Below are 24,219 nucleotides of genomic sequence, written 5' to 3' on the forward strand. Positions count from 1 at the left end.
ACCTGTTATAATAAAAGTAGTTTTTACAATCGTTAGAGGTGAAAAAATGATCAAGATTATTACGGACAGTTCCTCCGATTTACCGGAGGAGATTATGAAAAGATATGATATTACTGTTGTTCCTTTGACCGTCTCCATTAATGGACAAGACTATCATGAAAAAATAGACCTAACTCCGAAGGAATTTTTCGCAAAAATGTTTGCTACGGACGAGTTGCCGAAAACATCGCAACCTTCTCCTGCCGCATTTGCGGAGGCATTCTCGAACTTCGATCCGGAGACAGAATTACTTTGTATCACGATATCCTCTGGGTTAAGTGGTACATATCAATCTGCCTGCATGGGAAAAGAATTATCTGGTCGTGCAAGCGTAACTGTTTTTGATTCTTTAGCAGGCTCCTTAGGGCATGGACTACAGTTGATTCGTGCTGCTGAGCTTGCGGAGACTGGAAGTTCGATGGATGATATCGTGGCAAATCTAGTTGAATTTCGAGAAAACATGAATATCCTTGTCCTATTAGACACGTTGGAAAACATCGTTAAAGGTGGACGATTGAGCAAATTCCAAGGCTCACTGGCGAAAATCCTTAACATTAAGGTTATCTTGGAAAGAGCAGATGGCGGAACTGTGGAAATTTTAGAAAAGATCCGTGGAAAGAAAAAGTTCCAGAAACGAGTTCTTGAAATTATCGCAGAAAGAAGTAGCGATTTTTCTAGTACGACGATTGGCATTACCCATACTGGCAATGAAGAAGAGGCAGAAGTGCTCAAGCAGGAATTGATTCGCTTGTTTCGACCGAAAGAGGTAATTGTGAACTACATGGGTGCAACAATGGGTACTTACGCTGGTAAGGATGGAATGATTGTTTCGTTTTGAGCAAGGTTTTTGTGAGCTAGATTCGTAGTAGGACGGCATGAGGACACTATTTTCAAAAAACTCTTGAACTATGTCCGCATGGACCCTTCATGAAGACACTAATTTCAAAAATCTCTTGAACTATGTCCGCATGGACCCTTCATGAGGACACTAATTTCAGAAATCTCTTGAACTATGCCCGCATGGGCCCTTCATGAAGACACTAATTTCAGAAATCTCTTGAACTATGTCCGCATGAGTTCAGTAGGAAGACACGATTCAAAAAAAACAAAAATCATAAGAAGAGCTGTTCACTAAAGGGCGTAATCCACCTTTTGCGAACAGCTTTTTTGCATTAGAAGTATAAGAAGTAAATTACAATAACCAAGACGATTCGATATATCGCAAATGGAATCAACTTAACTTTGTTGATTAATTTTAGGAAGAAGCGAATGGAAATTAGCGCGAACACAAATGCACTAATGAATCCAACAATATAGAATGGTAACGCACTTACCTCGATGTACTCCCAGTTCTTTAACAAGGACAGAAAGCTTGCTCCCGCCATAATTGGAACTGCCATAATAAAGGTAAAATCAGCTGCAGCACGGTGACTCAAGCCTGTTAACACCCCACCGGAAATTGTCGCACCTGAACGCGAAAATCCTGGCCATAACGATAAACATTGAATTAATCCAACCGTTAAAGCCTGCTTGTACGAGATTTGATCAACTGTTTCTACTTTAGGATTTTTGGAGCGCATTAGGTCAGCTACGATCATGAAGATTGCTCCTAAAAATAACCCAATTAATACAGTTTTAGTTGTAAATAAATAGTCATCAATATAATCATCAAAAAGAACACCCAGTACTCCCGCAGGAAGCAAACCAACAATGACATGTGTTAATTTCAAATGTGTTCCCGAATGAGTTTGTCCCTTTTTAAATACACGATTGAGCCCTAACATTTCAATGAAACGATCTTTAAATACGATCACGACAGCCAAAATCGAACCAAGCTGAATGACGATTTTAAATGTGTTCGCAGGGTATTTTCCTAAGAACTCGACTGACTTCAACCACATATCATCAACTAAAATCATATGACCTGTTGATGAAACTGGCGCAAACTCCGTTAATCCTTCTACTAATCCAAGTATGATTGCTTTTAAAAGTTCAATAAAATCCATTACATACCTCCGACTTAACTTGTTTCAAATTTATCTTTTAACCTCATCATTTTTAATTGTCACTATTGCATTGTAGCATATTCAATACTACCTTTGCTCGAAAATCTTAAACTTCAGCCTTTCATCCTAAAGTGAATTCTAGCCATTCCTTTAATACAATTGCGTGGTTTATTGATTCATTTTTTGCGGCGTATAAAAGAGTAACATTTCTCTGCCCAAGCTGTTCTCGAATCTGTGAAAGAAATCCTTCTTTATGCACATTATCCGTAAGTTCTAGCACGTATCTCTTCGTAAATTCGTCAAAGAAATCAGGCATATGATTAAATTGTTTTCGCAGGTCTGTACTTGGTGCAATTTCTTTTGCCCATTCATCAATTTGTGATTTTTCTTTACTAATCCCTCTCGGCCAAAGCCGGTCGACTAAAACTCGATAGCCATCGAGCTCTGATGAAGGTTCGTATATTCTTTTGATTTTAATGGTATTCATGTTTTTTTCTCCTTTCCATTATTAATAGACGAAAAAACATGAAAAAAACCAGTCACTTTTTAGGCATGACTGGCAATAAAATTTTATTTATATATTTCTTCTTCCGTCAAATAACCATCTTTGATGATCGTGTCACGGATATTATCTTGCGTAATTGCGATTGGTTCAAGGAAGATCGAAGGGATATCGGATTTACCGTTATTAATCGTTTTCTCTGTTTTAACCTCTTCACTTTTCGCTACTTTCACGGCAAGTTCAGCTGACTCTGTTGCTAGTTGATTAATAGATTTGTAGACCGTCATCGTCTGAACTCCTTTAACGATTCGACGGACCCCTTCCAATTCTGCATCTTGTCCTGATACTGGAACCTTACCAGCTAACCCAACAGAAGCCAACGATTCTATAACGCCACCTGCTGTTCCATCGTTTGCAGCTATAACAGCGTCAATTTTATTCCCATTTTTAGATAGAGCATTTTTCATATTGCTCTTGGCGACATCAGGCTTCCACTCTTCCGTGTACTCATCATAAACAAGCTTGATCTTTCCACTATCGATTTGAGGTTGTAATACCTTCATTGCACCTTGACGGAATAAAATAGCATTATTATCAGACTCGGAACCTCCAATATAAGCAAAATTCCCACTCGAAGTTTTCTTTAAAATTTCAGAAGCCTGTAATTCTCCCACTTTTTCATTATCAAATGAAATATAGTAATCTACATCAGCATCTTTAATCAAACGATCATAAGAAATTACTTTGATTCCAGCTTCATGGGCCATTTCTACGATCTTAGCCGAAATTGTCGCATCATGAGGTACTACGACCAATACATCTACTCCCTCTCCAATAAGGAGCTCAGCCTGCTTAATTTGAACATCGTCAAGTCCATTGGCAGCTAAAGTCTTCACTTCTCCACCTAGACTTTTTACTTGTTCTTCAAATAAAGCCTTGTCTTTGTACCAGCGTTCTTCTTTCAAGGTATCTATCAAAAATCCGATATAGGGCTTTTCTTCATCTGTAATTAACTTCATGTCTTTTTTCTGTGATGTTTCTTTAACCTCTTTACCTGTACAACCGACTACCAAAAAGGTGATTAAAACCATACAGAAAATGTAGAGATATTTCCTATTAAATTTACTCATCCTATGCCCTCCTTTCAACTTAATCTCAAAGCTTAAATTTCTTTATAAGTTGATTCATTCTTTCAACCATGTCCGTGAGATTTTTGGCACTTCCAGCAATTGTATCAAGAGCTGCTGTTTGTTCTACGATCGCAGCTGAGATCTCTTCTGAACTTGCAGCAGATTCCTCTGAAATTGCCGCAATATCTTCAATATTTTCATTCATTTCTTGGCTTGACTGCTGGAAATCTGTCAATGTTGAAGAAATCATTTTTACCCCAGAATACATTTCAGAAACCTTCTCTTTTATTTCTGCAAATTGTAAACCAGTACCTTCAAGTTGCTTAGTTCCCTTATTAACTTCACTAAAACCAGATTGAAGGTTTTCTGCCATTCTTGAAGTTTCTTCTTTTATTGTAAAAATAATAGATGAAATCCCTTCAACAGAATTAGAGACTTCCTCCGCTAACTTTCGAACCTCCGTTGCCACAACAGCGAAGCTTTTACCTGCTTCACCAGCTCGCGCAGCTTCAATGGAAGCATTCAATGCAAGAAGATTCGTCTGATCGGCAATTGATTTTATGACACCGACGATCTCTGTTATAGACTGCGTTTTGTTTTCCAAGCTCTGAACTTGCTCTACTGAACTATTCACAACATGATTGATCACATTCATTTGCTCTAGCGATTCCTTCATTTGGTGATCGCCTTCCACAGCAGCCTTTAGAACTTCATCAGAGAAACGAACAAGCTGTTCACTGCCCTCACTTGCTTTTAAAATATTGTCAGTAAATTCATTTGTTTTTTGCGATATCGTTGCTGCACTATCTGCTTGAGAACTCGAACCGTTAGCCATTTCCTCAATCGATATTGCAATTTGTTGGCTTCCAAGTTTCACTTCCTCAGAAGACGCAAACATTGTAGCACTTTGACGATCAACATCACTTGATACATTGGATATTTCCGAGATCATTTCACGCAAGCTTTGACCCATCGAATTAATAGAACTAGAAAGTTGCCCTATCTCGTCATTCCCTATATAATTCAATTCCTCGCTATTCAATTGACCACTAGCAATCTCGTTACTTCTTAAAACAATATCGTTTAAATTCTTGCTAATTTTTCTACTCATCCACACTAAAAGAATAAGTGAGATAAGGATGGAGAAGATCGTAGAAATTACTAGGGTTAAAATTAATTTTTCTAGATCACTCTTTGCCGCCTTCATTTCTTCTTTACTAATTTTTGTTGCTGCATCTGCAAGTTTGTCCCCAAGTTCAGCCGTTTCAATTTTCAACTTATTGGCTTCTTGTTGTAATTGTTGAAACTCTTCTGTGTTAATTTGTTGAACCTTAGGAACAATAGTGCTAAAGAAGTATTCATCCAGCTCGTGGTTATTTTCGATAATTTGATTTAAAGTCTTCAGTTGATCCTCTTCTAAATCTTTCTTAAGCTCCTTAGCTGTGTTCACAAAACTAATACTGTGCTCTAAATACTCATTCAGTTTTTCCTCATCTGAAAGAAGAAGATATTCTGGTATTAATAAGTATTTCTCATGAAACAAAGTGACCAATTCTGCTGAATTTGTGGCAACTTCATTTCTTTTCAATGTTTCATCCATATCGTCACTAGAATTCTTAATAAATATTCCTGTAACAAGTATCGCGATTAAGAAGAAAATAGTGATGAATGAAAAAATAATTGCGTACTTTCCTCCAATTTTAATATTGGACCATTTTAATTTACTTCTCAAAACAATACCTCCTTATCTCATTTTGACTATACGAAAGACCCATGATTTTACAGAACTATAAATTATATTACAAAATTATTAAGCCAAAATCATCATAATTCACATATTTGTAAAGTAAGTAATTATTCGTTATTTTCTATAAAAAAGATCAAAAAAAAAAGAAACCGCAAGTGGTTCCTTCTTCTATAGATTTTCCGACAACACTTCAATACAAGCGATAATACCCTTTTTCAAATCCTCATGAGACCAGCTCGGGATTTTTCCGTGCTGGATGGCAAGCTCGTGGGATGCAGGAATATGAATAAAACCAGATGGGATGTTTTTCGTATAGTGCAAACCTTGATACATCACATGGTTACACAAATAAGTTCCAGCTGTGTTCGAAATCTCTGCCGGGAGCCCTTCCTCCAATAAGCGATTGACCATCGCTCGAATCGGCAGGGTCGACATATAAGCTTCGGAGCCTTCAGTTTGAATCGTCTCGTCGACTCGAACATTCCCATTGTTATCAGGTGCCCCATCATTAATATTGATGGCAATCCGTTCAGGCGTGATTTTGTAACGACCGCCTGCAAGACCTAAAGAAATAAGAGCATCAGGCTGAATCTTGTCAATGTGTTCAATGAGCTTTTTTCCGGCCACTTCAAAATCGACCGGCAATACTTCACTATGAATTTTGTAATCTCCGATTTCTTGACCATGAAGCTCTTCAACAATGCGCATTGTTGGGTTAATAGTAAAGTTCAAGAATGGTTCAAATCCTGTAAGCAATAGAGATTTCATGAGCAATTGTCCTTTCAAAGGAAGATATTCTTCCTTTCATTATGCCAGTCCTCTATTACGACGACAATAATTTTTCGAAAATTCCATTTTTAATTAAGACAGACTTCACAGTTTGGAATACAAATCCTTTGACCGACACGGAGATAGTCCGGTTCAACACTTGGATTTGCCTCTAAAATGCTTTTTATCGTCACACCATGGGTTTGAGCAATTCGCCACAGTGTATCTCCTGTTTGAATAATATAGGCATTATGATTTGGCGGACAGGCTGGTATACAAATACTTTGTCCAACCTGAAGATTGTATGGATCAAGTCCTCGATTGGTTCGAAGAATGCTGGAAACCGTAGTATCAAGACGATATGCAATTATAAATAGTGTATCTCCTTGCTGAATGATGTAAGGATATTGATTTTCAGCGCACTGACGAACGAAATTGTTGGTACTAGGCATTTGTCCAAAATGGTGCATCACAAACTCCCCTTTCTCGCTATCCGATACCCTTACAATATGCGAAAAATAGGCATCTGTGCTAATTAAGGGATAGTTTGTTTGTTTTGCTAGGAATTTTTTGGACGGAGTTGGAGTAATTTCTACATAGTAGCGTTTATAGAGAGGGTGCACAGAGTATCATAACTATGTGGAGAGCATGGTTACTTTTATCTGAAAAACTCCTTATCTATCGGCACCATAAACACTTCATGATTCCCTTTTTCTGTAGAACTACTTAACTATCGTTACCATGAACGCTTCATGATTCCCTTTTTCTGAAGATCTTCTTAACCATCGTAACCATAAACAGAAAATCCATGACTTTTGCAAAAGCACCTACAATAAAGGCACCATGGATTCAGCCTCAAAGCCAAAACCATGGTACCTTTTATTTAAATCTCTCCACAATAAAGTTCGCTAAATAGTTTGGACTGTACGGGGTTCCCTCTTCCAACCACCAAGTTACAATCCCGAGCACGGAGGCTGCAACAATCTCATTAGGCACATTAAATGAACGGCCTTTCTTTTTACGATATTCAGACCAATAGATGACGATATCTAACAAAATTGCAAACACTCTTTTACGGAAATCCTTGTTTTCCAACATCACATTATAAAGTCCCGCATTTCGGTAAAAATGCTCTAGGAAAGAAACAAGACGATTACTTCCATTTGTGAAATGAGCATCCTCAGTTGCCCCTTTCAAGGTTTCGTGCAGTTCTTCAAGAATTTCATTGATTGTTTGCTCCATTAGATCATCGATATCACGATAATGTAAGTAGAACGTCGCCCGATTTAATTCAGCACGCTCCGCGATCGTCTGAACGGTCAATTTGCTCTTATCATAGTTTTCTTGAATCAAGGAAATGAGTGCCTCTTTAAACAATCTCTTTGTCCGCTTAATACGAGGATCTATTTTTCTAGACATTTTATCCATCCTTTGTCTAACATTTTCTACTTATTCAACAGATATCCACAGGAACGTCAATTAATCCACAGTTTCATTAAAAGTGTAAATGGCTATATTCACTATTCACATGTTAATATGTATTTTATTGACACGGTATCAATTAAACAACTTCGTGTAAAATTATTATACAACAAGAAAGGATTGTGCAACAATATATGACTGAACGAAAAACACCTATAAATAGAGGACTACTAATGTTCGTCTTACTTTTAGGTTCATTTTTATCGATCCTAAATCAGACCATACTCAATGTCGCATTGCCCGATTTAATGAACCAATTTGATGTTTCAGCAACTACTATTCAGTGGTTATCCACAGGATTTATGCTCGTGAATGGAATTTTGATTCCTGTCACTGCTTTTTTAATGAAGCGATTCTCCACTAGACAGCTTTTCATCGCTTCTATGCTCTTATTATTCATTGGTACTTTGATTAATGCTACCGCTCCAGGATTTGGATTTTTATTAACAGGACGACTCATTCAAGCAGCTGGTGCTGGGATTATTATGCCTTTACTAATGACTGTTGTTCTTGTTGTTTATCCAGCGGAAGGCCGTGGTACGGCAATGGGAATGATTGGACTTGCAATGATTTTCGCACCTGCCATTGGTCCAACTCTTGCTGGTATCGTAATCGAACATCTTTCATGGCGTTGGTTATTTATTGGAATGCTTCCACTGGTCGCAATCGTTATTGGACTTTCACTCAAATTTCTCATTAATGTTTCAGAGCCGTCAAAGGCAAAGCTCGATGTCACAAGCGTTATTCTTTCAACCCTAGGATTCGGTTTACTTCTTTATGGATTTAGTACGGCTGGGGATAAAGGTTGGGGCGATGTATTAGTATTAACCTTTATTGTTGCTGGTGTCATTTTTCTATACACATTCTGTCGCCGTCAGCTTACTTCAGCGGATCCTTTACTCAACCTGAAGGTTTTCAAATACAAAACGTTCACGATGACAGCCATCATCAATGTTTTGCTTACGATGATTATGTATGGAGATATGATATTACTTCCCATTTACTTGCAAGCAAGTAGAGGATTTAGCGTCCTTGAAACAGGACTACTTTTACTTCCAGGCGCTTTATTAAATGCCTTATTGTCACCAGTTTCTGGTCGCTTATTAGATAAAGTCGGGGTAAAACCGCTTGCGATTATTGGACTCATTTTTACAATACCTGCCCTATGGGGAGTTACGGATTTAAGTGAATCAACAACTTATACCTACTTAATGATTCGAACAATTGTCCTGCGTATCGGTTTAACATTCTTAACGATGCCTGTCACAGCTGGTGGATTGAATGCACTTCCGAAAGAATTCAATGCGCATGGTTCTGCCGTAACGAATACCGTTCGTCAAGTAGCTGGTGCCATTGGTACGGCTCTTATTATTACAGTCATGACAACGAGTTCAACAAATCATGCCGAAGACTTGATGCAATCTGGCAATGTCCTTTCAAAAGCTCAACTTTCCTTAGACTCTGCGATTCATGGGACAAATGTTGCCTATACTTTTACGCTGATTCTAGCCATTCTTGCACTGATTGTGACCCTGATTATGCCAAGTACGAAGAAAGCTTCTAAGAAAAAAGAAGCTGTTGACCAAAACACGGTAACTGAAGAAAGCTAACACCATAAAAAAAGCGCTCAGAGAATTTTTTCTCTGGGCGCTTAAACTGTTTAATTAACTTACGGATCTCTCTTCAATTGGGTCAATTTTGTGTACAGCTAACCCATTTACATATCGTGGTGAATTCCATAGCTCTACCCACTTCTTAATAGCAGCTATGACAACGATTAAGCCGAGTACTAACATGATAACTGATAGAACACCATTCAGTACAGAATAACAACCTGCCGCCTCGTTCCAATAAACATTTTTCACCATCCAGTAGCCAGCTACGTTCACGGAAATATATAGATACACTAATGGAATCAAACAAGTTAAAGCATAGATACGTTTGTCGGCAATTCTCAAAATGAGTGTCACACCACAAACCAAGCCAATAGAAGCCATTAATTGGTTCGATACGCCGAATAATGCCCATACGGAGCTAATATCTCCAGAGTAAAGCAAGTATCCCCACATAAAGCACGCTAAAGCGCTTGCAAAAATAGAACCTGGAAGCCACTCTGTCCGTTTTAAAGGCTTGAATAAGTTTCCACCAAAGTCCTGAATTAAGTAACGTGCTACACGTGTACCTGCATCAATCGCTGTTAAGACAAATACCGCTTCGAACATAATAACGAATTGATAAAAATATGAAGATAGATTTTCAAACCATGATACGCCTGTGAAAATATACGTCATCCCTACCGCTAATGTCACCGCACCACCAGTACGTCCTTCTAAGTCCATACCGATTTTTTCAGCAAGTGTTCCTAAGTTGACCGTGTCCATTCCTAGCGTAGCAAAAACTGCTGGCGCTGAGTTGATAGCAAAATAGTCACCTGGATGTAATGCTGTTGCGGCAATCAATGCCATAACACCTACTAAACTTTCAACTAGCATAGCACCAAAACCAACAACACGAATGTCGTTCCAGTTGTTGAGCATTTTTGGTGTTGTACCAGAACCAACGAAAGCGTGGAAACCAGAAATCGCACCACAAGCAATTGTAATGGATACGAATGGCCATACTGGACCGGCCACAATTGGGCCTCCACCGTTTAAGAAATCAGGAATAATTGCTGGGAATTCAATAACTGGGTTGACAATGAACACTCCAATAATTAATGCAATAAATACCCCAATTTTCATAAAACTACTTAAGTAATCACGCGGTGCAAGCAATAACCAAACCGGTAATGCCGCTGCAAAAAATGCATAAATAGGTAAGATAAGTGCCAATGTATCACGATCAAATGTTAAAAACGCTCCAAGTGCTGTGTCCTGAATGAATGGACCACAGAAAACACCGACCATTAATAAAATGAAACCAACTAATGAAGTCCACAATAAATTGCCTGTGAGTTTATAAGCAAGTCCTACCAAAATCGCAATTGGAATTGTGATACCTACTGCAAATGTGCCCCAAGGGTTATTTTCAAGTGCCCCTAAAACAACAAGTGAAAGTCCTGCCATTGTAATCGTAATGATGAATAACATTGCCAAGCCCGTACAGAATCCTGCCACTGGACCTAACTCTTCCCTCATTACTTCTGAAAGCGATTTCCCATTACGGCGCATGGAAGCAAATAATACGACTGCATCATGTACAGCTCCCCCAATTACTGCTCCAATTAAAAGCCATAATAGACCCGGTAAATAACCAAACTGTGCTGCTAAAACCGGACCAACTAACGGACCTGCTGCAGCAATTGCCGCAAAGTGGTGACCAAATGTAACCCATTTGTTTGTGGGAACGTAGTCTTTCCCATCATTCATTTCATGAGCAGGTGTTTTCTCGCTATCTTTGATTTTCAATACTTTGTTCGTAAAGAAATATCCATAAAGACGATAGCCGATAATCAGAATACAGATTGCTCCTATTACAATAGAAATTGCATTCATGATATCCTCTCCCTTCATTTATTTATAATTTCGCTAACATCATACCAAATAGAGATTAAGATGTTATCAGAATGGAATGAAATGCTATAAAGCTTAGTTATCATGTCGTTTCTCTAAGATGAAAGGGGTTTCAATTTAAAAAAGACAATCCTGAAATCTCTTCAACTAGAAGATTATTTCCGATCGTCCAACTATTACCTACTATTTTTTTTTGGGAGAATGCAATGCTTCTTATATCAAACGCGTGAAGCAGAAACCGGTTGTTGGCTTGCTTTTAAAGCAGTATCCAAATCTGACAATATATCTTCGATTGCTTCTGTTCCAACTGATAGTCTAATTAGCTCTGGAGTTACTCCTGTTGCAAGCTGTTCTTCCTCTGTAAGTTGCTGATGAGTTGTACCAGCTGGATGAATAATAAGCGATTTTGAATCTCCGATATTAGCAAGATGAGAGAAAAGCTTAACAGAATCAATTAATCTTCGAGCCGCTTCCCGTCCACCTTTCACACCAAATGTTAAGATCGCACCTTGCCCGTTTGGTAAGTATTTTTTCGCTAAAGAGTAGGAAGGATGGCTACTTAAACCGGTATAGCTGACCCATTCCACCAACTCATGCTTTTCTAAAAACTCAGCGGTTTTCAGCGCATTTTCACTATGTCGTTGTAATCGTAAATGAAGCGTCTCTAAGCCTTGCAATAATAAAAAGGAATTAAAAGGTGAAAGAGCCGCACCAATATCTCGCAATAACTGAACCCGCACTTTTGTAATATAGGCTGCTTCTCCAACAGCATCGGTATAGACGAGTCCGTGATAACTAGAATCCGGTTCTGTTAATCCTGGAAACTTACCACTTTTAGCCCAGTCGAATTTCCCACTATCAACAATCACACCACCAATCGCTGTACCATGCCCACCAATGAACTTCGTCGCCGAATGGACGACAATATCTGCCCCATGCTCGATTGGTCTTAATAAATATGGACTCGGTATCGTATTATCGACGATTAAAGGAATTCCGTTTTCATGAGCAATATCCGCCACTGCCTGAATGTCGAGTACATCGCCTCTTGGATTCCCCACTGTTTCAGCAAATATCGCTTTTGTCTTTGGCGTAATAGCCTTTCTAAAGTTATCAGGATCCTCAGAATCAACAAAATGGACTTTGATTCCAAACTTAGCGAATGTGGTAGAAAATAAATTATAGGTTCCGCCATATAGACTGCTTGAAGAGACGATTTCGTCTCCACTAGACGCTATATTTAGAATCGAGAGTGTAGTCGCAGCTTGCCCAGAGGCAACACCAAGTGCTCCTACTCCCCCCTCTAAAGCGGCTACCCTTTGTTCAAATGCATCGGTGGTAGGATTGATAATTCGCGTATAGATATACCCGCTCTCGCTAAGATTGAATAGACTTTCAGCGTGTTCACTATCCTTGAAGCCAAATGAAGTCGTTTGATAAATGGGTACTGCACGAGAAAATGTAGCTGGATCAAGTTGTTGCCCTGCGTGAACGGCTTTTGTCTCTAATCTTAGTTCTTTTTCATTTGACATGGTACATTCCTCCACTTCATTTTTAAACCGACAAAACCAATGAGTTTTATTGGTTAAAAACAATATACCTAGAGATAGGGCTTGTTGTCAATTTTAATATCCGATTATTCTGAAAAATATTCTTTTTATCAAAGTAAACTACCAATGCTTTAGAGTGAGAGATTTCAAAACAAAAGACACCACAGATTCATGACAGCTGAATCCCTGGTGCCCTGTCTCAACCATCCGATATCTCTTTCAAGATACCGGGCAGCAATACTCACAACGAATGACATTAAACTCCATCTATTTCGTATCCACTTGCAGCTTTCGCAACGAGAAATTGTAATTATTTGCCCCGCCCATAAATGTATTGGACTGAACATACATCGTCTTCCCATCCTCGCTTATAAATTTCGATGGAATCGTTACCCCATAACCACCGTTATGCGTGTCAGACCATGGATATTGACCAAAGTCTTCTGATAAAAATAACTTCCATGGACCCCATGGGGTTGGTGCCTCATAAAACTCAAATGTATATTCCGTCCAAGATGTGTAAATATAGCGGTCAAGAGGCTTATTGTAGACGACGCTACCTTGTGAGATAACCGTTAAATTATTCGGTGTAACTTCAGCATCTTTGTATAATACGCGCTCATCGTGAAGTACCGATACTTTTTCTTTAATTTCCTTCGTCCAAGTTGGTTCTTTCCCCTTTATGCCGGCATAAAACTCCCATGCCGAGCGGTCTTGAATACTTGTTTTCGGCACTCTTGCAAGGTAAAGATCTTTCGGGTCTTCCACACGGTCATTGAAGGAATCGCGCCAGTTATAGTCCAACCCATAGGCATAGACATATTCATCAATCGCGTCCTCATAATCTTTTCCATAATCTAAAAACATAATAGTAGTAAAAAGATATTCGTCAAACATTGGCGCAGTTTTATCCCACGTCCAAGTTTTCCCTTTATCTGTTGATTTCACAATCGTTGCAGCTGGAACATCATTAAAATCCTTACTTAAATCCTGTACAGCTAAGTAAAGGTCGCCACCGACACATGCCATGCCTGTCGGCTTCCGGTTATAACCAACTGGGTTATTCCAAATTTGCCCGATTTGCTCGCCCTTCGAAATCGTTTCGCCAGTGAGTTCTTCAGGCTTTCCGTTGATTTTACTAACCGCAATATCATTAAAATACGAGCTTCCTCCGTTCGGTGGAACATTCACCACATTCCCTTGCCCTACCGTAAATCCGTCGCCATCGCCATTTGCCGCATAAAGTGCATCATCGTCAGCCCAACAGGATGGCCATAAATCACCTTGTGTTTGCGTGTTGTATGTATCCGATTCTTCAATCGTTGCACTGCTGAAAAAAGTACTTTCTTCAGGTACGGTCGCTTCTTTTATTTGACTCCCATTCAGCTTCTGCAATAGTACCACCCCAATTACTAGAATAATAGCAATGCAAGCAACCCATTTTATTTTCATCATAATCCACCCTAGAATGTATTTTAGAAGCTACTTGATACCAGACATCTTAATGCCATCAACCAAATATTTTTGCATCGAGAAGAAGACGATGAATGTCGGAATTGCACTCAATAATGCAGCTGCAAGTACAATGCTCCAGGCTGTTTCGTATCCACCACCAACAATATTGGCGAGGGCGACCTGTACAACCATGAGTTCTTCTTTCTGATTTATAATGAGCGGCCATAAATAGTTGTTCCAGTTTGCCGTAAAAAATCCAATCGTTAACGGAATAATCATAGGCTTTGATAATGGTAGAACGAGTCTGAAGAAGGTTCCGGCTATCGATAGCCCTTCTACATAAGCGGCTTCCTCCAATTCTTTCGGAAAATCCTGATAGAACTGACGGAATAAGAAAATTCCGTATGCGTTAAAGATCATCGGGATGATTAACCCGCCATAAGAATTGGCTAGTCCTAAATTTTTTGTGACCATGTAAAGTGGAATCATAATGACAGTAAAAGGAACCATCATCGTACTAATCATCCAGCCGAACACAAATTTTTTACCCGGAAAATTCAGACGTGCCAGAGCATAGCCACTCATCGCATGAAAAAGCATGGCAACGACCGTTACCGTCACCGATACCACTAATGAGTTCCATATCGCCCTTAAAATATTCGTTTCAAGGACCGCCTTAAAGTTATCTAAAGTTAAGTTACCTAAATTAAGACTAAGCTTGAAAACATCCTCCGGTGCTCTGAAAGAAGAGAATACTAAGAAAAAGATAGGAAGAATGATGAGTAATCCACATGCAAATATAAATACAGTTAAAATCGTTTTATTTTTTCCCATGCTGTTTGGCACCTCCTAATCCTTTTTCGTATACAATCTAAGTTGAGCTAATGACAGAACAAAAATTATCAAGAATAAGACAACCGCGAGTGCAGATGCATATCCCATATTTAAAAATTCAAAACCTTGCTTGTATATATAAAGGACACTAACCATCGTTGAGTTAGCTGGTCCTCCCTTTGTCATAACCATGATTTGGTCAAACACCTGGAAAGAGCCAATAGTTGTCACGACCAAAATAAAAATACTTGTTGGGCGAAGCAATGGGAACGTAATATTCCAAAAAGCTTTCCAACCCGTTGCTCCATCTATCTTAGCTGCTTCATAATAATCTAACGGAATTTCTTTAATCGAAGCCAAGAAAATCATCATATTATAGCCAAGATTGATCCAAAAAATAACGACAATGATCGCAAACAATGCCTGATCGGTTGAACCTAAAAACTGTTGCTTAGGTAAGCCTAACAAATCAAAAAATTGATTGATGAAACCATGACGTGGATCATATAAAAACATCCAAATAACGGCTGAAATAACAGACGTTATCGCAAATGGTAGCAAAAACATTGTTCTCGCCACCCCTACAAATCTTTGCTTCATACTATTCAACATGACAGCAAAGAAAAGAGAGCCTGCGAACAAAAGAGGGACATAAATAACAGTGAAAATAAATGTTCGATTAACAGATTTCCACCATTCTTTGTCTGAAGCCATCTCTTTATAATTTTCAAAGCCTATAAAAACCTTCGGTGATAGGGCGTTCCAATCATGAAGGCTCACGTAAAAGGCATATACCATAGGCACAAACACAAATACGGTCAAACCGAGCAAGTTCGGCAACAGGAAACCGTATGCGGTTAAGGATTCATTTAATTTTCTTTTCATTCCCTTACGCCTCATCTTTTTGTCCTCCTCGTCGATATCGAGGTATCAGATAGATATCCAAATTCATAGTGATAGGAAAGTCCGGGAGACTATCTTTTAAGCCACCGAACTTTCCGAAAAAGATTATTTACTTAATGCTTCTTCAATTTTCTTATGCGCTTCTTCAGCTGCGTCCGCACCAGAAACATTGCCAAACATAACTTGCTGCATCGCTTCTCCTACTGCATCTACAATTTCTGGACCAAAACGTGGTTCTGGAATCGCAGAATCATAGATTTCTTCAGTGAAGACTTTGCGCAATCCTTTATCGTAAATTGCCTTTCCTTCTTCGACAACAGAGATTCTTGGAGAGTAAGCAAACTTGACTTCAGTTGCCCATTTTAATGGACGAGACTTATCTTCAGCAAAGCACCACATAATAAATTTTGCTGCTTCATCGACATGCTCACTATTGGCGTTAACAGCCATTTTCCAACCGCCAGCATCTGTTGCAGGCTTTCCACCCTCTGGAACAGGAATTGGTGCAAGACCAAATTCAGTATCTGCATAATCTTTTTCTAAAACAGGAATTAACCATGTACCGACAATGGACATTGCTGCACTACCGGTACCTAAATTCCCAGCATCCCAAGGACCGTACTGTAATTTAGAAGGTGCTTGCCCATCTTGGAAAAAGGAACCCCAATAATCCAACGCTTTTGCAACTTCAGGTGAATTAAATGTAGACTTTGTGCCATCCTCATTTAACACATTTCCACCTTGCTGCCATAAGAATGGATACCAAATAAAGTTCAGATATGCTGCTTTATCTGTTGGTAAAACAAGTCCTGCTACATCTGTAGTTGTTAATTTTTCTGCTGCTGCTTTCAATTCATCCCAGGTTTTTGGCACTTCAACACCAGCATCAGCAAGCATTTTTTTGTTGTAATATAACCCAAGTAACTCTAATTCATATGGTAGGGCAAGGACTTTATCATCGTAAGTGACAGCTTCAATAGACGCTGGAAGAAAATCTTCCTTTGCACCTTCTGGAAAATAGGAATTTAAGTCTGCAAGAATATTAGATTCAGCATATTTTGTGAAGTCGCCAGGGCTTACCATGAACACATCTGGCCCTTCATCATTTGCAAAGGCTACTGGCAATTTGGTGTTGGAGTAATCACTCTGATTAAATGCGGTATATTCAATTTTCACTTTATCTTCATTAGCCGCATTATACTCCTTCACTAGCTCCTCAAAAAATGCCTTTTCTGCATCAGTGTGCATATCCCAAAATTTCAATGTGACAACGCCATCTTCTTCTCCTGTTGATGAAGAATCACTACAGCCTGCTTGAAATAAAAGGATTAAAATGATACTAAAAATCGAAAACATTTTCCAAATCTTCATTTCATTTCCCCCTAGATAAATGATTTTCAAAAACTACTCTTCTAAGTTCCTCCTTTTTTAGAAATGAATTTATTCATCTAGATGTCGCAGTCCACCGAGGCGTGTAAACGTTTACACATTAGGTAATGATCTGTAATCAAGATAATAAAATAAATGGATACGCACCTGAAATTATCTTGTATGAGGTAAAATATGTAATCGTTTACATTGATTTTATTAAATCCTTCCATTAATTTCAACACTTATTTTCGAATTTTGAAAATAATTACCTTGTCAGTAAATCTAACACAATATCTTTTCATCCAAAAAGATTCGAGTATTATTGAGATAAAAATATTTTGGAAGTAGGACGCCTGCATTTCACTATGGGGAGGGATTATTTTTGCTTACGATGAATGAAATTCTGAATTTACCAGAGTTACAGAGTGCCATTGTACATACGGGAAAGAATGGCTTAGGACGAAATGTTCGTTGGGTACATGTGATTGATCATGATGATGTCGGCTATTTTTTAGAAGGCGGTGAGCTCCTTTTAACTTGTGGACAAATCTGGCCTGAGGATTTGGACGAACAAAGCCGAATTCTGAACATGTTTCTTGCCCATCAAATCGCAGGAATCGTCTTTGCAACTGGTCGTTATCTCAATGAATGTCCCGATACCGTTCTTCAATTTGGAGAAAAATTCGCCATACCGATTTTGGAGGTTCCTTTTGAGGTGCCCTTCGTTAAGCTTACGCGAAAAATTCATCAAGAAATCTTGAAACGTCAATTTCAAAAAGAAGAATCTGTCAATCAAATCCCATCAGAGCTTCAGCAACTTTTTCAAAGAGCAACCTCCCTCCAAGAAATAGGCGATGTCCTTGCACAAAATTACCGATTTCCGGTTCTCCTAACAGATTCGGCGAATCAAATCATCGTCCAATCCATTTCATCTAGTAATCGTCCCGTGAATCTATCAAAAATGACAAAAACACTCACATCAAATATTCACCATTTGCTACTGCAGAACCATGACCCCATCATCCGAATTCCTTGTGTAGAGCAAGAGTTCATTGGACTTCCCATCCAAGATGAAAGTGAATATCACGGAACACTTTGGCTCTATTGTGAAACAAAACAGATCACCCAAAGTAAGATTCGAACGGTTCAACACACGCTACCTATAATAAAGGAACTTATTTTACTAGAAAAAGATAAAATCGCGAAAAGAAGACAATTTCAGGCCGAGCTATTAGAGCTCATCCTTGATAACCCAAAAATCGCTTCAGTCCTCATCCATGAAAAAATCAATCAACTTGGCATTCAAGCACAAAGCAATTGGTTTAGCGGATATATCGCTACCACCCATGAACTCGATTCCGAGCTTCTCTATATTCAATGTAAAAATTGGATCAACTCCAGTACGTGCGTTTCTGGTTTTTTTGAAAGATTCGAAGGGAAAATCCTATTTGTTTTAACGTTTGCAGATGACTTTATCCATATTACAAATGAACTTTTGAGGTTACAGAAAGATCTATACGCGCAATTCCATGCGTTTTTACTCATTGGAGGTGTCAAAACAAATCCATTTTTACTAAAGGATAGCTATGAGGAATCTGTTCAACTCCATAGCCTAGTCCAGTTTGCCAATCCGAACGAAGAGCTCTTTTACGCAGATCGCTACCGCCGCGAAATCATTCTCTATGGTTCCCTCAACCCGCTAAATGCAGGCGAATTACGGAGTTTGATTTTGCCAAAAGAGTTTTTTTCAGAGCAAGGGAAGACGTTTTACGAAACATTACGTTGTCTCAATCGGAATCAGTATAATCGAGAACTAACCGCAAAGCAGCTTCATATTCACAGAAATACATTGCGCTATCGAATTGATCGGATTGAGCAGTTATTAGGGGCAAGCCTTCATTCAGTAAAGCTCCAATTTTGGATTCAAGTTGCTTTTGATTTAGAGGTCGTTTCTCCTACATCTTAATATAACTGGGACACCCTTCCGTCCACAATTGTGCACAGCATCCAATTTTTGCATAGTGGAAACATAAAAAATTCGGCATAGACGGACGATTGTGGGAGAAAGTTTGGTGAATTATCATACATGTAAAGTTAGTTAACGTCACCAAAAGGGATTTCGTCAGAAAATGTGACAACCATACCTAGCCAATAGAAAGGGTGAAGAATTGATGGAGCCAAAAAAGATTGTCATTATTGGAGCCGGTGTAGTCGGCAGCAGTCTCGCCTATTTCTTAAGCAAAATGGGGCAAAGCAATATTACCGTCATTGAACAAGGGCCCTTATTTGAAACGGGCGGTTCTACCTCCCATGCTCCAGGTCTTGTGTTTCAGCTTAATTTTTCAAAACTAATGACAGCTTTCGCAAATCAAACCGTTGAGATATTCCAAGAACTGAACAGCCCTGCGTTTCCTACCTATCATCCCGTTGGAAGCATTGAATTGGCCAACACACCTGAGAGATTAGAAGATTTAAAGCGCAAAGCAGGTGTCGCTAAGTCCTGGGGCGTCGAAGCTGTGATTCTATCTCCTGAAGAATGTGCGGAAAAGAATCCATTACTCGATCCAACGCAAATTCTAGGTGGACTCTATGTCGCCACCGACGGCATTGCCAAACCACTTAGAGCAGTAGATAAAATGGCGGAATTCTCGAAGTCATGTGGGGTTCAATTTTATGGTCGGACTGAAGTGAGAGACGTTAAGGTAATTGATAATCAAGTAAAAGCTGTGGAAACGACAGCTGGACGTTTTGAAGCAGACATCCTCATTTGCTGTGCTGGATTCTGGGGTCCACGGATCGGCGAAATGGTCGGTGTGACCATCCCACTTCAACCGATGGCCCATCAATATGTGGTCACACATGATTTACAAGAATTAGCGAACGAAACGGACGAAATTCGCCTTCCCATGCTGCGTCATCAAGACAGCGCCTTGTATTATCGCCAATTATTCAATGGCATTGGAATTGGCTCCTATCAGCACCGTCCTCTGCCGGTCGAGGTAAGTGAAATTACGAAATACGGTGAAACGAAAGAGATGCCTTCGGTTAAACCTTTTACACAAGAGGATTTTGAAAAACCTTGGCAGGATGCTCAAGCGCTTTTTCCAACTTTGAAGCAAACAGGGTTCAAGAAAGGCATCAACGGAATTTTCTCTTTCACTCCTGACGGTATGCCGTTATTAGGTGAATCAAAAGTGCAAGGATTTTGGGTGGCAGAAGCCATCTGGGTTACTCACTCAGCCGGTGTGGCGAAATCGGTCGCGGAATGGATTGTGAATGGTACCCCAACGCTTGACTTGGAATTATGCGATATTAATCGTTTTGATACGTACGCCCAAAGCCCTCATTATTATAAATCAAGATCGATTGAAAATTATGCAACGGTATACGATATTCATCATCCTTATGAGCCTCCCGCTTCTGCTCGAGATATGCGCTTGACTCCTTACTTTGGACGTCAGAAAGAACTGGGTGGAGTATTCAATGAGAAATCAGGCTGGGAACAGCCACAATGGTTCATGATCAATCAAACCCTTTTATCCTCTTATGAAAAAATACTGCATCATCGTACAGGTTGGTCTGCCGAGCATTGGTCCCCAATTGTTGAAGCAGAGCAATTACACACAAAAGAACATACTTCCCTATTTGATGTGACAGCTGAGAAAAAGAGATTGGAAATCAGCGGAGCAGATGTTATTCCATTTTTACAGCAACTCACAACCAGCAATATCGACATTCCCATCGGCCTAGTGACCAAGACATTGATGCTCCATGAATTTGGTGGAATAAAGGATGAATTAACCGTGATTCGCGAGGCTCCAGCAAAATTCATGGTCCTATGCTCTGGTGCAACGGAAGCTAGTTGGATAGAAAAACAAGCACGAAACTTTATAGATATTCAAATTGTCGACTTGAGTTCTGGAACATGCGAACTTCAGCTCATCGGGCCGAAATCAAATTTTGTCGTCGAGGCTTTTGACCAGGTGTTCGCCGAACCGAAGCAAGCAAAGACATTATATATTGGCACAGCAAAGGTACTCTCCTATTTTACAAAGCTAGGAGACTTGGAAACTTATTCATTCACGACCACATCGGATCAAGGACTGGCGCTATGGGATGAACTTATGAATGCCGGCGATTCCTATCAAATTGCTCCTGCTGGGAAGCGTGCCCTTGAGAACCTTCGAATTGAAGCTTTATCCATTAAAAACGGCAAGGATTATTGGAGCGAGCATTCCCCGTTTGAAATTGGACTTGAAGAGATGATCGATTTGAGCAAAGGCGATTTTATCGGCAAGGCAGCCTTAATGAGTCGGAAAGAAAATGGTCTTGTTTCTTCGACGTTCATTCTTGATGACCCATCCATGGTTGTAATGGGATATGAGCCTGTTTTGGCCGAAGACCAAGTAGTCGGATTCGTTACAAGTGCAGCTTATTCGTATGAGCTTGGAAGATGCGTCGCATTGGCGCTCGTCAAGCCTGAAGTAGTAAATATGCCTGTTCAAATCGAATATTTTGGCCAACGTTACGACGCTGTTAAGGATACTTCCATTTTAAAAGCCGAAGGAGTGACAAGATGAAAAACTATGATGTAATCATCATTGGTCTTGGAGCAATGGGCAGTACAACTGCCTACCAATTAGCAAAACGCGGACAGAAAGTGCTTGGGATCGATCAATTCGGTCCTGCACATGACCAAGGCTCAAGTCATGGTGGTTCTCGTATTATCCGCCAAGCCTATTTTGAAGACCCTTCTTATGTTCCATTGCTACTGCGTTCCTACGAGCTTTGGGAGGAAATCGAAAAAGAAAGCGGAGAAGATATTCTGATCGTAACAGGTGGTTTGATGTTCGGCCCTCCAGATAGTCTAACCGTTTCCGGCAGTATTGGTAGCGCGAAGCAATGGGGTCTCTCCTATGAAGTGTTGGACTCAAATGACATTCGTAGCAGATTTCCTGCCTTTACACCTGAACCACATCATATCGCGCTTTATGAGAAAAAAGCAGGTTTTGTGAGACCCGAGCTAAGTGTCTATACCCACCTTCAGCAAGCTGAAAAACATGGTGCAGAGCTCCGTTTTTTTGAACCCGTTGTTTCTTGGAAGGCGAACCCTTCTGGGGAAGGTGTAAAAGTTGTGACCGAACACGGAACCTATGAAGCTGGTAAATTGGTCATTTCCGCTGGAGCCTGGGCCCCTCAGCTTTTACAAGATTTAGGAGTGAGCCTAGAGGTCGAGCGTCATATTCAGATGTTCTTTGAACCAATTGGAGGCATTGAGCCATATCGTGTTGGCAAACACCCGATTTATATATGGGAAGGCGATGACGGCGTCCAATTATACGGCTTCCCTTCATTCGGCATCGGAGCTGAAGGAGCGAAGGTCGCCTTTTTCCGAAAAGGCAAGCCTTGTACCCCTCAAACCATTGATCGAAACGTTTACACAAATGAAGTGGAATTGATTCGGGAGTATTTAGCGCAATTCATCCCATCGTTGAACGGACGATTTTTGCAAGGAAAAACATGCATGTATACAAATACGGAAGATGAGCATTTCGTTATTTCTACTCATCCAAGTCATCCACAAGTATCGGTGGCAGCAGGTTTCTCTGGACACGGATTTAAGTTTGCCAGTGTCGTAGGCGAAATTTTAGCCGACCTCGCCATCGATGGAAAAACGAATCACCCAATTGATTTGTTCAGTCCAAAACGCTTTGCGTATCAATAATTTTGGAGGGATCCGTTATGGTGTTAGAACAAAGTGCGGTAAATGAGCTTAATAATATGAAGCCAACATTAAAAGGTCCACTGTACACATCTCCTGAGATTTTCGCTTTGGAGAAGGAACATATTTATTCGAAAGAATGGATTTTCGTTGGTTACGTATACGATGTGGCTGAGGCTGGCCAATACATCACGTTGAATGTGGAAGGTGAAAATATCGTCATCGTCCGAGGAAAGGATTACGTTCTTCGTGCTTTCTTAAATGTTTGCCGTCATCGCGGAGCCAAGCTTTGCACGGATCCTTGTGGAAAAAGAGCTGTCCTTCAATGCCCTTACCACTCTTGGAGCTATGGACTGGACGGGAATTTATTAAGCGTTCCAAACACAACGGAATTCAAGGAAGAATTAGTAAACAAACCTGAGTATGCCTTAGAATCCATCCATGTACGAACATGGCATGGTCTGATTTGGCTTAGTTTTGCAGAGAATCCGAGACCAATTGAACAGCAATTGGATACACAAATACTTCTTCGATTTGGAGAACTCGATACCTTTGCTCGCTACAACCTTGCTGGCTTGAAAGTCGCTCACAGCAAGGAATATGAAGTGAAAGCCAATTGGAAGCTAATTGTGGAAAACTTCCAGGAATGCTATCACTGTTCTGCCATCCATCCAGAATTGACGGCTGCTTTCCCCTCCTTCAAAACAGGTGTAGGGACACAAAATGGCATTGGCACCGGTGCAGAATTACGCGATGACATGCACTCTTTTTCCATCAGCGGAAAAAAAGAGCGTCCAAAGTTAAAAGGCTTACTACCTGAGGATGACCGTCTCTATTTCGGGATGACGATTCTCCCTCATGTATTTATCAATTTAACGCCTGACCATATCATCATCCATCGAATCATCCCTGTTTCTGCGGATCATTCTAAGGTCATTTGTGATTGGTTGTTTGACCCAGACGAAATCGCAAAGCAAGATTTTGATCCGTCAGATGCTGTTGAACTTTTCCACCGTACCAATGAACAGGACTTTGTTGCTTGTGAATGGTGCCAGGAAAATATGGGCTCTAAATCTTACAAAAACGGCGGCGTGTTAGTCCCCGTTGAACAGCATGTATCTGTTTTTTATAACTATGTCCTTGAAGCAATCGGATTAGCCGGTAAATAGTGAAGGGCTGGTTGATGAGGTGTATGCTT

The 24,219-nt window shown here is 39.9% G+C and carries 19 protein-coding genes; 6 read left to right on the forward strand and 13 right to left on the reverse strand.

The features are described 5' to 3' along the window. Positions 1–46 precede the first annotated feature (46 nt). The gene (locus tag FA727_RS15370; RefSeq protein WP_136832278.1) at positions 47–877 is read left to right on the forward strand and encodes a DegV family protein; all 831 of its coding nucleotides are present in this window, start codon (positions 47–49) and stop codon (positions 875–877) included. Positions 878–1,211: 334 nt separating this feature from the next. Here the strand turns inward: FA727_RS15370 and FA727_RS15375 are convergent, their stop codons facing one another. The 7 genes from FA727_RS15375 to FA727_RS15405 all read right to left on the reverse strand — a co-directional run bounded on the left by FA727_RS15375 (position 1,212) and on the right by FA727_RS15405 (position 7,611). After that, positions 1,212–2,045, reverse strand: a complete 834-nt coding sequence (locus FA727_RS15375) for an undecaprenyl-diphosphate phosphatase (protein WP_136832280.1) — start codon at positions 2,043–2,045, stop codon at positions 1,212–1,214. A gap of 121 nt (positions 2,046–2,166) precedes the next feature. Then, entirely contained in the window at positions 2,167–2,532 is a 366-nt protein-coding gene (locus FA727_RS15380) for a DUF488 domain-containing protein (RefSeq protein ID WP_136832282.1), read from the reverse strand. Between the two features lie 83 nt (positions 2,533–2,615). Further along, complete coding sequence (locus tag FA727_RS15385) at positions 2,616–3,677, reverse strand: sugar ABC transporter substrate-binding protein (protein WP_246041911.1); 1,062 nt, start codon at positions 3,675–3,677, stop codon at positions 2,616–2,618. A gap of 25 nt (positions 3,678–3,702) precedes the next feature. Continuing rightward, positions 3,703–5,409 carry a methyl-accepting chemotaxis protein gene (locus FA727_RS15390; RefSeq protein WP_158318884.1) on the reverse strand — a complete coding sequence of 569 codons (1,707 nt, stop codon included), beginning with the start codon at positions 5,407–5,409 and terminating at the stop codon, positions 3,703–3,705. A gap of 183 nt (positions 5,410–5,592) precedes the next feature. Next, positions 5,593–6,192, reverse strand: a complete 600-nt coding sequence (locus tag FA727_RS15395; protein ID WP_136832284.1) for a pyroglutamyl-peptidase I — start codon at positions 6,190–6,192, stop codon at positions 5,593–5,595. Between the two features lie 89 nt (positions 6,193–6,281). Continuing rightward, a complete protein-coding gene (locus FA727_RS15400; protein WP_246041912.1) occupies positions 6,282–6,662 on the reverse strand; it encodes a LysM peptidoglycan-binding domain-containing protein in 381 nt (126 codons plus the stop codon). 409 nt (positions 6,663–7,071) lie between these two features. Beyond that, a complete protein-coding gene (locus FA727_RS15405) occupies positions 7,072–7,611 on the reverse strand; it encodes a TetR/AcrR family transcriptional regulator (protein WP_136832286.1) in 540 nt (179 codons plus the stop codon). A gap of 197 nt (positions 7,612–7,808) precedes the next feature. Between FA727_RS15405 and FA727_RS15410 the strand changes: the two genes are divergently transcribed. Continuing rightward, entirely contained in the window at positions 7,809–9,284 is a 1,476-nt protein-coding gene (locus tag FA727_RS15410) for a DHA2 family efflux MFS transporter permease subunit (protein ID WP_136832289.1), read from the forward strand. A gap of 54 nt (positions 9,285–9,338) precedes the next feature. Here FA727_RS15410 and FA727_RS15415 read toward each other — a convergent pair whose 3' ends face one another. The 6 genes from FA727_RS15415 to FA727_RS15440 all read right to left on the reverse strand — a co-directional run bounded on the left by FA727_RS15415 (position 9,339) and on the right by FA727_RS15440 (position 17,299). Further along, entirely contained in the window at positions 9,339–11,168 is a 1,830-nt protein-coding gene (locus tag FA727_RS15415; protein WP_136832291.1) for a carbon starvation CstA family protein, read from the reverse strand. Positions 11,169–11,404: 236 nt separating this feature from the next. Next, positions 11,405–12,718, reverse strand: a complete 1,314-nt coding sequence (locus tag FA727_RS15420; RefSeq protein ID WP_136832293.1) for a homocysteine synthase — start codon at positions 12,716–12,718, stop codon at positions 11,405–11,407. Between the two features lie 285 nt (positions 12,719–13,003). After that, the gene (locus FA727_RS15425; protein WP_206663844.1) at positions 13,004–14,188 is read right to left on the reverse strand and encodes a DUF4185 domain-containing protein; all 1,185 of its coding nucleotides are present in this window, start codon (positions 14,186–14,188) and stop codon (positions 13,004–13,006) included. A gap of 30 nt (positions 14,189–14,218) precedes the next feature. Further along, complete coding sequence (locus FA727_RS15430; protein WP_136832296.1) at positions 14,219–15,025, reverse strand: carbohydrate ABC transporter permease; 807 nt, start codon at positions 15,023–15,025, stop codon at positions 14,219–14,221. Positions 15,026–15,040: 15 nt separating this feature from the next. Next, positions 15,041–15,925: a carbohydrate ABC transporter permease gene (locus FA727_RS15435; protein WP_206663845.1), complete on the reverse strand. Its 885-nt coding sequence runs from the start codon at positions 15,923–15,925 to the stop codon at positions 15,041–15,043. Positions 15,926–16,033: 108 nt separating this feature from the next. Continuing rightward, positions 16,034–17,299, reverse strand: coding sequence for an ABC transporter substrate-binding protein (locus FA727_RS15440; protein ID WP_136832298.1), 1,266 nt, complete (start codon positions 17,297–17,299; stop codon positions 16,034–16,036). 391 nt (positions 17,300–17,690) lie between these two features. Between FA727_RS15440 and FA727_RS15445 the strand changes: the two genes are divergently transcribed. The 4 genes from FA727_RS15445 to FA727_RS15460 all read left to right on the forward strand — a co-directional run bounded on the left by FA727_RS15445 (position 17,691) and on the right by FA727_RS15460 (position 24,190). Continuing rightward, positions 17,691–19,265, forward strand: coding sequence for a PucR family transcriptional regulator (locus FA727_RS15445; RefSeq protein WP_246041928.1), 1,575 nt, complete (start codon positions 17,691–17,693; stop codon positions 19,263–19,265). A gap of 205 nt (positions 19,266–19,470) precedes the next feature. Further along, positions 19,471–21,879, forward strand: coding sequence for a GcvT family protein (locus tag FA727_RS15450; protein ID WP_246041914.1), 2,409 nt, complete (start codon positions 19,471–19,473; stop codon positions 21,877–21,879). Further along, the gene (gene solA, locus FA727_RS15455; protein ID WP_136832304.1) at positions 21,876–23,024 is read left to right on the forward strand and encodes an N-methyl-L-tryptophan oxidase; all 1,149 of its coding nucleotides are present in this window, start codon (positions 21,876–21,878) and stop codon (positions 23,022–23,024) included. Before FA727_RS15450 ends, solA begins: the two co-directional genes overlap by 4 nt. A gap of 17 nt (positions 23,025–23,041) precedes the next feature. Then, complete coding sequence (locus tag FA727_RS15460) at positions 23,042–24,190, forward strand: aromatic ring-hydroxylating oxygenase subunit alpha (RefSeq protein ID WP_136832306.1); 1,149 nt, start codon at positions 23,042–23,044, stop codon at positions 24,188–24,190. Positions 24,191–24,219: the final 29 nt, after the last annotated feature.

Source organism: Robertmurraya kyonggiensis (genome assembly GCF_005116465.1).
Classification (GTDB): domain Bacteria; phylum Bacillota; class Bacilli; order Bacillales; family Cytobacillaceae; genus Robertmurraya; species Robertmurraya kyonggiensis.